Here is a 14,157-nt window from a genome sequence, read left to right as displayed (position 1 = left end):
GAATTCCCTTCACCTGATATTCGGTGCCAGGTCACCCGCTCGAATATCGGCGCAGGTCGGCGAAGAGCTGCTGCCGTCAACGCGGTCGGACAGCTTGACACTCACCGCGTCTCCAGGGGGCTTAGTTGACACGAGTGGAACAAGTCAAAAACATACTGTAGGTCACAGCGACGATCCAGTGTTTCGGTAAAAAGGTCCGAGTTTCGGACCGTCCGATCGCCCGAGCGACGACACCCGCGGATCGCGTTCTTACTAGGCACACGTGTTATAGGGTGATCCGCTATGGCGCTCCTCGACGACACAGAGCGGGCATTACCTGTCGCTGCGACACAACGCCCGGAATGCGCAAGCGCGACCCCCGTCGAACCGACTCGGATGCTGACTCGCCACTTCGTCGCCGTGGTCAGCGCGCTCAGCGGCATCCAGTTGCTGGCGACGATGGACGGCACCGTCGCGATCTTCGCGCTTCCGAGGATCCAAGACGATCTTGGACTGTCGGACGGCACACGGAGCTGGGTGATCTCTATCTACGTGCTGGCCTCTGGCGGCCTGCTGCTGCTGGGCGGCCGCATCGGTGACACCATCGGGCACAAGCGCACCTTGCTCATCGGCGCCGCGCTGTTCACCATCACCTCGGCGATGTGCGGCATCGCCTGGGGCGGGGGGGTGCTTATCTTTGCTCGGCTTCTGAAGGGCGTGGCCGCCGCTATCGTCACCCCGACCGCGATGGCGCTGGTGGCAACCATGTTCCCGAAGGGCCCAGAGCGCAACACCGCGATGGTGGTGTTCGGCACCGTGGCCAGTGTCGGGTCGATGGTGGGCCTGGTGGCGGGTGGAGCGCTCACCGAGGTCTCCTGGCGGCTGGCGTTTTTCGTGAACGTGCCGCTCGGGCTAGTGGTGATCTACCTGGCCCAAGCCGCGCTGCAGGAAACCCAGAAGCGGCGGATGAAGCTCGACGCCGCCGGCGGTGTGCTGGCCACGTTGGCCTGCACCGCCGCGGTTTTGTGCATGTCGACGGGTGCGGAGCATGGGTGGCTGTCGGCGACCACGCTCGGTTCGAGTCTGGTGGCGCTGGCCGCTTTCGTAGCGTTCACCCTGGTGGAGCGCACGGCCGAGAACCCCATCGTGCCGTTGAGCCTGTTCTCCGACCGCAACCGGGTAGCCACCTTCGCGACCATGTTTTTCTTCGGTGGGGTGACGTTTGCCATAACTGTGCTGATCGGCCTGTATGTGCAAAACGTCATGGGCTACGGTCCGCTGCGCTCGGCTGTCGGCTTTATCCCGTTCGCCTTCGCGACGCCCATCGGAGGGATCCTGTCCACACGGTTGGTGACGCGGCTCTCACCGCGGGTGGTGGTGATCGCCGGCAGTATTCTGCTTATGGGTGCGATCCTCTGCGGCTCGACACTGCTGCACCGCGGCGTCCCCTACTTCCCGAACCTCGTGCTGCCGATCGTCCTCGGCGGTATCGGTCTCGGCATGATCGGCCTTCCCCTCGGGCTGGCGCTGATCGCCAGCGTCGGCGCGGACCGCATCGGGCCCGCCTCGGCAGTCTCGGTGATGTTGCGCAGCCTCGGCGGGCCGCTGGTGCTGGGCGTCGTCCAGGTCGCCGTCACGGTACGCACGCTGCACCTCGGTGGCACCACCGGGCCGGTGAAGATCATGAACGACGTCCAGATGTATGCGCTGGACCACGGCTATACATTCGGCCTGCTGTGCTTAGGAGGGGTCGTCATCCTGATGTGCGGGGTGGCGCTGCTGATCAACTACACCGCACAGCAGATAGCGGTCGCGCAGGAAGCCACCGACGCCGACGGACAGTAGCTCAGCGCGACGATTTCTCAGTCGATCTGCCCCGCCAAGTCGAACTCAGCCAGTGCGCGCGCAGCCAGCGCACGCAACGCGGGCTTGGTGTTCTCGGCGCCCGGTTGGTAAGCGAGGACGTGGATGGAGATTTTGCCGCACACCGGCAGGCGGAAAGACAGCAGCTGCATCTGACCACCGATCCGCTCAAGCCACTGCCGCGTTACCCGTTTTCTGGTACCTCGCGCGTAGGCGTATTCGCAGTGGGTGCCGTCGGGCTGGCTGATTATCTGGCCGACGTCGCCGATGTTGGAATACACCACCGGGCGATCGGGGTCGGATAACGCCGCTTCGACACCCCGCTTCCACGTCCGTTTCGGCGTGAACGGGACCAGCGAGGCGAGCTGCAGTGACTCATCGGGCGTTTCCCGCCGAGTGTCCAGCGCCTGTTTGATGTCGGCGCGGGTGTCACGCAGATCCGTCGTTGCCCGCGTCGGGTCGACGGCGACGTGCGCAATCGACACTGCCAACGCACGTGAATCGTCGCCGTCCGTGCGCTCGCTCATGATGAGTTGCACGGTGACGGCGCCGTCACCACGACGCCGCCCGATGCGCTCCCCGAGCTTTGCGGTCAACGCGGCGGCCAAGGTGTTACTCGTTCCGCCGAGGGCTTTCGCTCGGGCGTCCCATTCAGCCAGGTCGACGGCGATCGTGATGCCGGGCACGACGACAGGGGTATCGCCTTCGACTCCACCGAGTGCGACACGCTGCGATGACGATGACTGGGCAGTATCGTCCCGGCGACCCGCCTGCTTGCGGGCCAGCTTTGCCGCCGCGACGAGCGCCCGGGCAACCTGAGGTAAGTCCCGGGCCGTTTGACGGGCATCCTGAACCACCGCACCCAGCCGAGTGCGTGAACGGGGTGGCGGGTAGCCGGGGTCACGCGTGTTGCCGAGGATCGCATCGGCCATCGCGGCGCATAATCCAAGGCCGTCGAGCAGGTAATGGGAAGCCACCAGGCTGACCGCGGTGGAGCCGTCGGTAAGGGGAAGGACACCGAGATGCCAGCCGGGCCCCTCTTCCGGATCAGTCTGCAGTTGTGCGCGTTCGTCAGCCCAGTCGCTGAGTTCAGCGCGTGGGCGGGCACATTCGGCGATGTCGATGTCCGGCGGTTCATGATCAGCGACCCACCGGTGCCGGCCGAACGGCAGCGGCGAACGCTCGATGCGCCGTCCCAACCACCCGTGACCGAGAAGACGGTGAAAACGCCTGAGGCCATCGAAGTCGAGGGCATGCTCGTAAACCCATACGACCTGCATGACTTCGTCCTGGCCTGCGGCACGCTGCCCGGCAAAGAAGCCCTGGTCCACCAACGCCAGCCGATTGTCAGGCCGCGCATCACGGGCAGGACGTACCCGGACTGCCACCGATCACCCTTGATTCGGGTCGGACCAATTCATCAGATGTAGAGTAGCCGACGCCATGGCCACCCACCGACGGATTGCCGCGAAGCCCTAGGGGCCACGGAGACGCGATGAAATTTGTGCTGGCGTTCTACGGAACTCGTGGCGATGTCGAGCCCGGTATCGCTGCCGGTCGTGAGCTGCTGCGCCGAGGCCACGACGTCCACATGGCCGTCCCGCCCGACCTGATTGGCTTCGCCGAGTCCGCCGGGCTTGCGGCGGTCGGCTACGGGCCGGATACGCAGGCGTGGCTGGAAGTGACGCGCAACTTCTGGGCGCGCTTCTTCCGCACCTGCTGGAAGGTGCGGGAGCTGAAGAAGATGCTGCGCGAATCTCGCGAGCCCGGCACGCAGAGCTGGGGCGAGATGAGCACGACGCTGGCGTCACTGGCGGACGGGGCCGACCTGCTGATAACCGGCATGAGCTACCAGGAGCTCGCCGCGAATGTCGCCGAGTACCAACAGATTCCGTTGGCGACGCTGCTCTGGTTACCGATCCGGGTCAACGGGCACATCGTTCCGTTCCTGCCGGCGCCGTTGATCCGCTCGGCGATGACGGCGTATGAGTGGCTGGTGTGGCGCGGGGTGAAGAAGGTCGAGGACGCGCAGCGCCGCGAGCTCGGCCTACCGAAGGCCACCGGCCCCGCGCCCCGGCGCATCGCAGAACGCGGATCCCTGGAAATCCAGGCCTACGACCAGGTGTGCTTTCCCGGGTTGAGGGCCGAATGGGCGAGATGGGACGGCCAGCGGCCCTTTGTCGGCACGCTGACGATGGAGTTGCCGACGGATGCCGATGACGAGGTCACGTCGTGGATTGCCGCAGGCACACCGCCGATTTTCTTCGGCTTCGGCAGCATCCCCGTCGAATCTCCGGCGGACGCGATAGCCATGATCGGCGGGGCCTGCGCACAGTTAGGCGAGCGGGCGCTGGTTGGCGCCGGCTGGAGCGACTTCAGCAGCGTCGCGCACCTCGACCACGTCAAGGTGGTAGGCGCGATCAATTACGCGGCGATCTTCCCGGCCTGCCGCGCGCTCGTGCACCACGGTGGCGCGGGCACCACGGCCGCCGGCCTGCGCGCCGGAGTCCCCGCGCTGATCCTCTGGATGGCCGACGTCCAATTCATCTGGGGTGCTGCCCTCAAACGGCTGAAAGTCGGCACCGCACGGCGTTTTTCGACCACCGACGAGAAATCATTGGTCGCCGACCTGCGTCGCATCCTGACTCCGCAATACCGCGCCCGCGCCCGCGAGATCGCCGCTCGGATGAACCAGCCCGCCGAAAGTCTCGCGGCCGCCGCTGATCATATGGAGAACTTCGCTCGCCTGCGGTCTGTCGGCTGAGGGGCGACCGCCTGGTTGTCAGTTGGCGAAATGCGCGTGGTTGATGTGCGCGGCCACCCGCAAGGCGTTGGCGGCGACCGTCAAACTGGGATTCAGGCCGGTGCTGGAAGGAAAAAACGAGGCGTCCACCACGTAGAGGTTGTCCACCTCGTGCGCGCGGTTTTGTGGGTCGAGCACGCTGACGGTGGGATCGGTGCCGAAGCGGCAGGTGCCGCAGACGTGGCCCAGGTTCGAATTGTTGGCGCCGGTCCGCAGGGTGAGTGTGCGAAACGCGTTCAATGCCTCTTTTACCTGCGGCACAAACACTGCGCGCCGCTCGATTTCGTTGGCGTGCAAACGGTATTGCATGCGTAGCCGCTGGCGGTTGTCCAGGCCGGGCCGATCACTCGGCAGGACGCGGTTGTCCAGATACGGCAGGTCTTCCATCATCACGGTCAGCACCAGCCCACCGCCGACGACGCGGTCATAGACCGGCCGCAGCGCCGGGCTTGCCAGACGCAGCGCCTTGGGCCGCCAGCCGGGCTGGTTGGTCAGCATCTCCATGGATGCCAGCGAGGCCATCGCGCCGGCCGACTGCACGGTGCCGTATTTCTGGCCCTCCCAGAAATAGAAATCGTTGAGCCCGATCTCTTTATTTTCGGCCGTGATCTTGCAGCCGCGCTGAGGCCAGACCTCGATCCAGTCGAGCAGATGACGCATCAGGTTGCGGCCCACCGAGTCTGAGCCGTTGGCCAATCCGCGCGGCCAATCACCGGAGCGGGAATTGAGCAGCAACAGCGGGGTGGCCAGTGCGCCGGCGGCCAGCACCACCAGCTTGGCCTGCAGGGCCAGCGTGCCGGAGCGACTCTGACAGATCACCTGCCGCACCCGGGTGCGGTCGGCTTCCAGGCGCAGCACCCGACATTGGTCCAGCAGGTGTGCGCCGTGCTCGGCGACGGCGGGCAGCACCCCATTGCGGCCGGCGTCGTATTTGCACGACTTCTCGCACAGGTAGGCCTGACAGGTGGCACAACCCTCGGTGTAATCACAGGCCATCGGCAGGTGATAGGGATGCAATCCGCGAGCAGCAAAATGCTCGACCAGCGGCTGATTGTCTGGCGAAAACGGCGGTGCCGGTGGCAGACCGACGTCGGCGGCTTCCGGGCGCAGGGGATCGGGCTGGCCCCGCACCCCCAGCAGCTTTTCGGCTTGCGCGTACCAGGGCCGCATCTGGTCATAGGTGATCGGCCAGGCCTCGGGCACGGTGGAATCACCGGGGTTGCGGAAGTTCTGCCGGGGAGTGAAATCGGCAGCGAAGAATCGTTCGCAGACCATGCCGTAGAGGGCCGAGGATCCGCCGGTGCCGCTGCCGATGAACGGCACGAACCGGCGCGGGAATCGCCGGCTGATGTCCTCGATCTCGTCGGTGGAGCGCCCGGCCCGGGCCAACGCATCGAAGTACGCATCGGGGGATCGGCCCGCTCGCGGCTCGGCCAACTCTGGCATCGCAGCGCGGATCGTTCCCGGCGTGCCGGGCAGCGTCGAGCGTCCCTTTTCCACGAAGAGCACTGTGCGGCCTGACTGGGCCAGCCGGTGGCCCAGCATCCCGCCACCCATACCGGTGCCCACGACGATCACATCCCACATCACGCGTTCGGCCTCGCGTGCAGTCAGTTCGCCGTTAGCCAATCGAGCTCCTCTTCGAACCGAGAAGTTATCACACGGCTGTTCAATAGAGCTGTTGGTCAACTGCTAGCATCCCGCCCTATGTCTGGACGCGGCGCCCCGGTGCGGATCGGGGTCCTGGGGGCAGCACGCATTACACCGTCGGCGCTGATCAAACCGGCTCGGATAAACGACGAAGTCGTGGTGGCCGCGGTGGCAGCCCGCGACGTGTCGCGTGCTCAAGCCTTCGCTGACAAACACGGCATCGCCCGGGTGCACGACAGCTACGAGGCACTGATCGCCGATCCGGACGTGGACGCTATCTACAATCCGCTGCCGGTTGCTTTGCACGGCAGGTGGACTCGGGCGGCGATTGCGGCGGGCAAGCATGTGCTGTGTGAAAAGCCGTTCACCGCCAATGCCGCCGAGGCTCGCGAGGTCGCCGAACTGGCCGCCGAGTCAAACCGGGTGGTGATGGAGGCATTTCATTACCGCTACCATCCGTGTGCTTCGCGCATCGACGACATCATCGCCTCGGGAGAGCTGGGCACGCTGGAGCGGGTGGACGCGCATTGGTGCTTCTGGATGCCGAAGTTCTCCGGCATCCGCTACGACTACTCCCTCGCCGGTGGTGCGCTCATGGACCTCGGTTGTTACGCGGTCGACATGGTGCGCAGGTTCGGCGGCTCGACGCCGGAAGTTGTTTCGGCGCAGGCGAAGCTGCGCGGTCCGGAGATTGACCGGGCCATGACGGCTCGGTTGCGGTTCGCCGGCGGGCACACCGGCCGAGTGCACTGCTCGATGTGGTCGACCGATCTACCGCGCTTCACCGTGAAGGTGGTCGGCGACCGCGGCGAGCTTCGGCTGCATCCACTGATCCCTTTTCAGCGGTTCTCGGTTCGGTCAACCAGCGGAAAGCGTGTGGAGAACTTTCCGGGGCACTCCACCTATGCCAATCAGCTTGACGCTTTCGCCGCGGCCGTGCTTCGGGGTGGACCGGTGAAGACGACGCCGGAAGAGGCGGTCGAGAACATGACCGTCATCGATGCGATCTATCGTGCCGCCGGCCTCTCGCTCCGGCGACCGGCCTGACCACCGAGGGTGCGCAGAATCCTAGAGGCCAAGAATGGCAGCGAGTTCATCGTCGTGACGGTCTCGTTGGAAGCGCTCCGCTGATTCGATCGCGCCAACGGCGAGGCTGCGCCGCAGGTCCTCGTTCGATTCGAGCGCCATCAGATTGGCCGCAAGTGCAGTCGCGTCGCCGGCTGGGCCTAGCAGTCCGTTGACTCCTGGATCGATGATCTCCGGCGTGCCACCAGTATTCGTCCCGCACACCGGCAGCCCGGCCCGCATCGCCTCCACCGAAACCCGGCCGAATGCCTCGCATTCACTGCACATAAGGCCGACGTGGGCAGCGGCCCAGTACCGGCCGAGGTCGCGCGTCGGCCCGTCGATTGTCACCAGGTCGTCGACGCCCAAACATTGAGCAAGCTTGCGAAATGGTTTCTGGTTTCCAGAACCGACGAGTGTCAACTCGATGTCGACGCCCGCCTTTCGAGCAATAGCGATTGCCTCGATCGCCAGGCGTTGTCCCTTGGCGTGAGATAAATAGCCGACCAACACGGTTCGCATCGGTTCACCCGGGAGGCGCTTCGGTGGCGAGCCGAGTGGGGTGTCGACAACCGGGTGCACTACGTAGGTCATCGGCTTGGAATCTATTGCTAGGAAAGCCTTCTCGACGGCGTATGAATTGCAGATCACCGACTCCGACAGGCGACCGATCAGGCGGACGCTCCTGCGATGGCCCAACAGGAACCAAAGCTGATGGTCGGCCTTGCCGAACTCGCGGACCATCCAGTAGTGCGGAATGCCAAGCAGTTTGGCGGCGATTGCATGCGCGGGAATGACCATCGTGTTGGTGAGGACCAGCCTCGGGCGTTCTCGAACGAGTAGCAACACTGCCGGCACGATGCCCGAAAGGAGAAGCGCCACGCGGAGAAGCGCACCGATGAGTGCCTCAACGCGGGGAGCCGGCCCCCATACAAGAAAAGCCCACCCCGGCATCCAGGCAATCTTGGTCCGGACGCCGTTCCGAGCGCACTCCGCCGCCAGCGTCCCCTTCCCCGGGCAAACGGCGACCACATCCAAGTCCGGACGCCTTTCCCGGATCGCCGAGACCATGTCACGAAATCCGACTGCGCCGCCGCCACCGAAATTACCTACGTTCGAGACCACCACCACCCGCGGCGAAAGGCTCTCTTTGCTTAATGCTGTGATCGTGCGCATCCGGGCTCCCATGCGTCGCAAAACCCCAGCGTCAGACATTGCCAGAGTGTATGTCGGCGGTGACACGCGCTGACAGAGGCGAGCCGCACTTGTCCGTGGGTCATTTCCGGACGGCCGGCGCACCGTTCTGTGTAAGGATTGCCCGGTGGTGAAAGCCGAGATCGTCACGTTGCCCGAGACAGCGATGGTGACGCTGTGGTGCCGGGCAAGCGAAGCGCGCCGACCCGACGGGATCATCGATGATCCGGTGGCGATCCGGTTGGTGGATTCAATCGACTACGACTTCAGCAAATTCAGCCTCGCCGCTCGCCAAGACGTCGCGCTGCGGGCGCTTGCATTCGACGGCAACGCGCACCGCTATCTTTCCGATCACCCGCAAGCCACCGTCGTAGCGCTCGGCGAAGGGCTGCAGACCAGCTTCTGGCGCCTTGATGCCTCCGGCCTCGGCGATGAATTCCGTTGGCTGACAGTCGATCTGCCGGCGATTATCGACCTTCGTCTGCAGTTGCTACCGCATTCGCCGCGCATTTCGACATCCGCCCGGTCGGTGCTGGACTTCACCTGGATGGATCAGGTGAACCCGCAGGATGGCGTGTTCATCACTGCGGAGGGATTGCTGCCATACCTGCAGCCGGACGATGCGCTCAGTGTTATCCGCGAGTGCGCGCGCCGCTTCCCGCGCGGCCAGATCATGTTCGACCTGCCGTCGAAGTTCCAGGCGTTTCTGGCCCGCCGGCGCATCTGGACCACGCTGCGCGGCGGATGGCCGCGGACGCCGTTTGCCCTCTCCGCACGTGAGGCTGCCGGCTTGGCCGACCGCGTGCGGGGCGTTCGCGCGGCGCACAATCTGCCGGTGGCCCGCGGCCGCGGCCCGGTGATCGATCAGATGCTCTGGCCGACGGTGGCGACGTTGACTCTGCTCGAGTTCGACTCCTAGCGTCGCGCGCCGAACGCCACCGCCCACGGGCGCTGCCGCGGTTCTCCGTCAATCTCGAAGCAAATGACTGAACCGCCCCCGGCGGCCGCGGAACTAGAAATAATGACCGATGCCGCTGACATTGCACATGCGTACAACGACTGAAGGCCAGGATCCGCGATGAAATTTGTGCTGGCATGTTACGGAATGCGTGGCGACGTCGAGAACTCCATCGTTGTCGGCCGTGAGCTGCTGAGCCGGGGGCATGACGTGCGCATCGCCGTCCCGCCCAACCTGGTTGACTTCGCCGAGGCGGCTGGGCTTGCGGCAGTCGCTTACGGGCTGGATTCGCGGGCCCTCTCGGAAGCGCAGCTCAAATACTGGGCATGTTTCTTCCATAAACCCTGGAGGGTTCAGGATCTGGACAGGTTGGGGCGCGAAATTTCGGAGTTCGTTACCCGGTGCTGGACGAAGGCGGCGACGACGACTCTGATTCCGCTGGCGGATGGGGCTGACTTACTCATCGCCGGCTTGGGTTTCGAGCAGTTCGCCGCCAACGTCGCGGAGTACTATAACCTGCCGTTGGCCACGCTGCATATGTCGCCGATGCGGGCCAACGGCCAGCTCCTGCCATTCCTGCCGGCGCCGTTGGGCCTGCGCGTGATGACGGTTTGGGATCGGCTGTCTTGGGGCGGCGCGATGAGGGACGTCGAGGACGCGCAGCGTCGTGAACTCGGTCTGGCGAAGGCAACATGCCCCTGGTCGCGACGGATCGCCGAACGCGGGTCGCTGGAAATCCAGGCCTACGACGAAGTGTGCTTTCCCGGGCTGGCAGCCGAATGGACGAAATGGGGTGGCCAGCGGCCGTTCGTCGGCACGTTGACGTTGGAGTTGCAGACCGACGCCGACGGCGAGGCCGCGTCGTGGATTGCCGCGGGAAAACCGCCGATTTACGTCGGGTTCGGCAGCATAGCGGTTGGATCTGCCGGCGAGACGCTTGCCATGATCAACTCGGCCTGCGCGCAGATAGGCGAGCGGGCGTTGGTGAGCGCCGGCGGGACCGACTTCAGCAGCGCCCCTCGTTTCGAGCACGTCAAGGTGGTGGGCCCGCTGAACTACGCGGCGATCTTTCCGCTGTGCCGCGCGGTCGTGCACCACGGTGGCTCAGGTGCCACCGCCGCGAGCCTGCGCGCCGGAGTTCCGCAGGTGATCCTCTGGACCCTGACCGATCAGGCGGGCTTCGGAGGTGCGGTCAAACGATTGGAGGTAGGCACCGCCCGGCGCCTCTCGACCACCACCGAGAAATCGCTAGGCGCGGACCTCCGCCGCATCCTTGCCCCGCACTACCTCACCCGGGCCCGCGAGATCGCCACCCGGATGACCAAACCCACCGCAAACGCCACGGCCGCCGCTGATCTATTGGAGGATTTCGCCCGTGTGGGACGTGTTGGCTGATCGGCGAACCTGACGAGAAGATTCACGTGAGGTGAGTTCGCGGGGTGAGTGCCTCGTTCTCGCATTCCCCATTCGACAACAACAACGGCGCTTCCGGTGCCTAGCTGAAATAAGGACACCGACCTACACCTTTATTTGCGAGACACGGACACGCCGACGGATTCAGTCTTACTGATTGCAAAGGTGTCCGGGGTGTCGGTCGCCTGAAAGCCCAAGCGCAGGAAAATATCTTGGCACGGGCCGTTGACCTCGGTTGGGCTGATCGTGCCGAGGATGAAAGGTCCTTCGTCCTGGTCACGGACGAGGTCCAGAATCTGCTTTAGGGCGTCAACTTCGACATCATTGCCGAGTACGCGACAGCTCATCACGAACTGACGTATGACGCCTCCGCTGACGAAAACCGCGCCCACCAGACCATAATCGGCAAACTTGTCCTGCACACTTACGGCGAACACCGCGCCCTGGTTCTTGATAAAGGTGGTCAGTTCAGTTGGTGTCCACTTCAAGCCGGTGGTGTTGAACTGGGTGGTCTTGTTCGATAGCTCCAACACGCGGGGCAGCAGCGGCGAATCGATTTCGGTGAGGTGATCGAGTTTGACGCGGATTTGCAGACCCCGCAGAAAGGACTCGCGATCCATCGACACCATCTCCCCATTGCGCGCGATGATGCCGCGATAGGATGTCTCTCGGTTCATCGATTCGTCGGTCATAACGCTGCGCTGCGTTTCGGCCGACCACAACAGAATTCGGCGAGTCACGAACGGGTTGCCGCCGATCGCGCGGATGCCCGGCACGCCGCTGAGCACCTCGCTGCGCTCGACAGGACTGTCATCGACGAACAGGGCACTCTTGGAGGTAAGGTTCAGTTCCGACAGGATGGCTCGGACGTTTGCCGATTTGCGTTGCCAGTTGATCTTCGGCGCGATGAAGTCATCTAACGAGATCCACGGTAGGCTAACTGGGCGCGACCAGCGGTCGCGGACCAAGGTTTCGTCGTTCTTCGAACACAGGGACACAAGGATGCCCCGCCGCCGAAGGTGATGCACGGTCTCCCACATGCCGACTGGCCAGTTGTGTATGTCCGGCCAGGCACGCCCGGTTTCGTAGTGCTCCGCGATCTGCCCGCGCCACAACGTGTTGTCGAGGTCGAAGATGACGATCTTGACCGGATCCACTTGCTGTGCCACGCGATACAGATAGCGGATTTGGTCGAGAATTAACTTACAGAAGGGTTCAGGCTGCAGCTGATATAACCCGGCGAGGTCAGGCACCGGCTCGACACGCGCGCAGTTTGGAGCGGACCAGACCGGCCAGTTATCGTGCTGCGCCCAAGCCTCGTCAATTGCAACCTGGCTGCCGAGTATGGAGCCGTGGCTGTAGAAATAGACGATGTCGTCGAGGAAGTGGCGCTTGCCGTACGAATTCGCCAGACTGTTCACGTCTGCCACATACGCGTTCTTGTACTTGCGCACCAGATGGGTGAGCGCACTGTTCAATTCGGTTATCAGCGCAGCGAGATCGTCTTCGCCGCCCAGGTTGGCGAGGCTGGGCGCGGCATGGCCCTGGGGTACAAAAAAATTGGCGACGAGCGTCAGCAGCCCGTGCTGCTTGTTGTAGGCCATTGCAGCATCGAGCATCGCAGCCAGGATGGCGCGTGCGTCGTCGATAATCTCGCCGAAACCGTGTGCCCGGTCGATATCGCAGACGCGGACGATGCGGTCGGTCAACACCTCGCGCAGCGGGAGCTGAATGTACTGCAGCTGGTACGTATCAAGTTGGGCCGCTTTAAGCGTCGGTAATTGCTGGAGGTTGTTCAAGAAGATGTGGCGGACCTTCAGGCCGGGATCGATCTCGCGGAAACGGTTCACGTATTCCTGGCTCAGACAGGAGCCGATCAGCAATATCTTCTTCAAGGGGACATCGGTGACCTGTAATTCGTTCGGGAACAAATAAGTGGAAATGTCGATCGGATCATCGTCTGCCGGCCCGGCCACTGTGCTGTCTGCGGCGAGGAGAACGGCAGCCTGACGGGCCAGGGACTGGTGGTAACGCTGCCCACGGGCGGTGCGCGGAATCAGATTTCTGTGATTGAAGAGATACATGATCCAGCGTTGACGGACTGCACTCAGAGAGGGCGGCTGCCTGCCACTGCCAAACCGGCGGGATCGACTACCCCCGCGGCGCAGGCGGGCACCTTGATCGACGCCGAGGATGCGGTGATGCGGTTTCTCGGGCAACATATCTCCAGCGTTGCTTGGGGCTCCGAGCATAGCCGAACGGAGCGCTGCTGACCGGCAAGACCCATGCGCCATCTGGCTTGACCCGTCTGTTGGACGCAAGGCCGAGCGGCTTGTGCCGTCCGAGTGGGGTCGGCCTTCGCAGTAGACACACTTGACCTCAGCGCCGGCCGATTGTGCGTAGGTTACAGACTCGTCGGTCCAGCCGCGGGCAGCCGGCGTAGCGGCCGCCTTGGACAGACATTAGTTAGGTACCGGTTTTAGATCTCGACTGTCATTGTGGCGAACGGTCCTAATGCTGCGTTCTCGCAGCACACCGCAGGGCGGCCAACGGAGCGGAGCAGGTCGTCCTCGCGGGCGCACCATGCGAGCCGCAATGACGTCTACTGGCTGGATTCAATCGGTCGTCGCGATACCTGGATTTTCCGGAACGCCGTGGCAGGTCGTTGGCGAGCTGGCCGGTGGGCAGTGGAGGGGGCGAAGCAAGCCCCACCATGGGGACCGGGCGTGGTGCACAAGGTGGAGTCCTGAACGAAACCGGCGACCGCGGGATCAGATCTAGGGACCCTTGGTCCCTAGGACTCATGGACTTGTCTTGAGTTTTCAGGCTACTTTGAGTGGCAGTCTGGCGGCGTCGATGTACTGGACTACGTGAGTATTGATGGTGCGCAGGGCTTTTTGGAGTGTTGGTGGCGCGGGCGGTTGAACCGAACCGGCAGCCCACCCGGCACCGTCAGCGTTCGGTTATGTGGAGTGGGAACCTCAGACGGTGATCTCATCAGGAGTCCTGGGGTCAGGACGCCGTGGCCTACCCAGATCCGGGCACCTTCGGTGGTGTCGATCTAGCTGCGATCCCAGCAGTAGCCTCGTTTGAGGGTGCTGACGCGGCCTTCACAGCCTGTGCGCCATTTGATGGTTCGTCGAAACGCGGGCCAGCGTGGCCGTGACAGCCTGAACTGGCCCCGGGAGGGCGGCTTGAAATGGCCCCACCTGCGAGGCGGCTGGAGTGTCGT

General features: G+C 64.0%; 9 protein-coding genes. 5 read left to right on the top strand and 4 right to left on the bottom strand.

Features of this window, described 5'->3' with window-relative positions:
- Nucleotides 1–282: 282 nt before the first annotated feature.
- Nucleotides 283–1,824 carry an MFS transporter gene (locus ABDV69_RS11300; RefSeq protein WP_343574250.1) on the top strand — a complete coding sequence of 514 codons (1,542 nt, stop codon included), beginning with the start codon at nt 283–285 and terminating at the stop codon, nt 1,822–1,824.
- 17 nt (nt 1,825–1,841) lie between these two features.
- Here ABDV69_RS11300 and ABDV69_RS11295 read toward each other — a convergent pair whose 3' ends face one another.
- Nucleotides 1,842–3,230: a hypothetical protein gene (locus tag ABDV69_RS11295; RefSeq protein ID WP_343574248.1), complete on the bottom strand. Its 1,389-nt coding sequence runs from the start codon at nt 3,228–3,230 to the stop codon at nt 1,842–1,844.
- A 107-nt stretch (nt 3,231–3,337) separates the two neighbouring features.
- Between ABDV69_RS11295 and ABDV69_RS11290 the strand changes: the two genes are divergently transcribed.
- Nucleotides 3,338–4,606 carry a glycosyltransferase gene (locus ABDV69_RS11290; RefSeq protein ID WP_343574246.1) on the top strand — a complete coding sequence of 423 codons (1,269 nt, stop codon included), beginning with the start codon at nt 3,338–3,340 and terminating at the stop codon, nt 4,604–4,606.
- Between the two features lie 18 nt (nt 4,607–4,624).
- On the opposite strand, the gene ABDV69_RS11285 is transcribed toward ABDV69_RS11290, so the two are convergent.
- Complete coding sequence (locus tag ABDV69_RS11285; RefSeq protein ID WP_343574244.1) at nt 4,625–6,274, bottom strand: GMC family oxidoreductase; 1,650 nt, start codon at nt 6,272–6,274, stop codon at nt 4,625–4,627.
- A 78-nt stretch (nt 6,275–6,352) separates the two neighbouring features.
- Here ABDV69_RS11285 and ABDV69_RS11280 point away from each other — a divergent pair, with 78 nt between their 5' ends.
- Nucleotides 6,353–7,342: a Gfo/Idh/MocA family oxidoreductase gene (locus ABDV69_RS11280; protein ID WP_343574243.1), complete on the top strand. Its 990-nt coding sequence runs from the start codon at nt 6,353–6,355 to the stop codon at nt 7,340–7,342.
- A gap of 21 nt (nt 7,343–7,363) precedes the next feature.
- Here ABDV69_RS11280 and ABDV69_RS11275 read toward each other — a convergent pair whose 3' ends face one another.
- Nucleotides 7,364–8,536, bottom strand: a complete 1,173-nt coding sequence (locus tag ABDV69_RS11275) for a glycosyltransferase (protein WP_343574241.1) — start codon at nt 8,534–8,536, stop codon at nt 7,364–7,366.
- Between the two features lie 145 nt (nt 8,537–8,681).
- Here ABDV69_RS11275 and ABDV69_RS11270 point away from each other — a divergent pair, with 145 nt between their 5' ends.
- Together ABDV69_RS11270 and ABDV69_RS11265 are read left to right on the top strand one after the other, a co-directional pair.
- Nucleotides 8,682–9,473, top strand: coding sequence for a class I SAM-dependent methyltransferase (locus ABDV69_RS11270; protein WP_343574239.1), 792 nt, complete (start codon nt 8,682–8,684; stop codon nt 9,471–9,473).
- A gap of 159 nt (nt 9,474–9,632) precedes the next feature.
- The gene (locus ABDV69_RS11265) at nt 9,633–10,907 is read left to right on the top strand and encodes a glycosyltransferase (protein WP_343574237.1); all 1,275 of its coding nucleotides are present in this window, start codon (nt 9,633–9,635) and stop codon (nt 10,905–10,907) included.
- 131 nt (nt 10,908–11,038) lie between these two features.
- Here the strand turns inward: ABDV69_RS11265 and ABDV69_RS11260 are convergent, their stop codons facing one another.
- Nucleotides 11,039–13,147 carry an HAD-IIIC family phosphatase gene (locus ABDV69_RS11260; protein ID WP_343574235.1) on the bottom strand — a complete coding sequence of 703 codons (2,109 nt, stop codon included), beginning with the start codon at nt 13,145–13,147 and terminating at the stop codon, nt 11,039–11,041.
- Nucleotides 13,148–14,157 lie beyond the last annotated feature (1,010 nt).

The sequence above is a fragment of the Mycobacterium sp. genome (genome assembly GCF_039583785.1).
GTDB lineage: Bacteria > Actinomycetota > Actinomycetes > Mycobacteriales > Mycobacteriaceae > Mycobacterium.
This window is presented reverse-complemented; position numbering and strand designations above follow the sequence as displayed.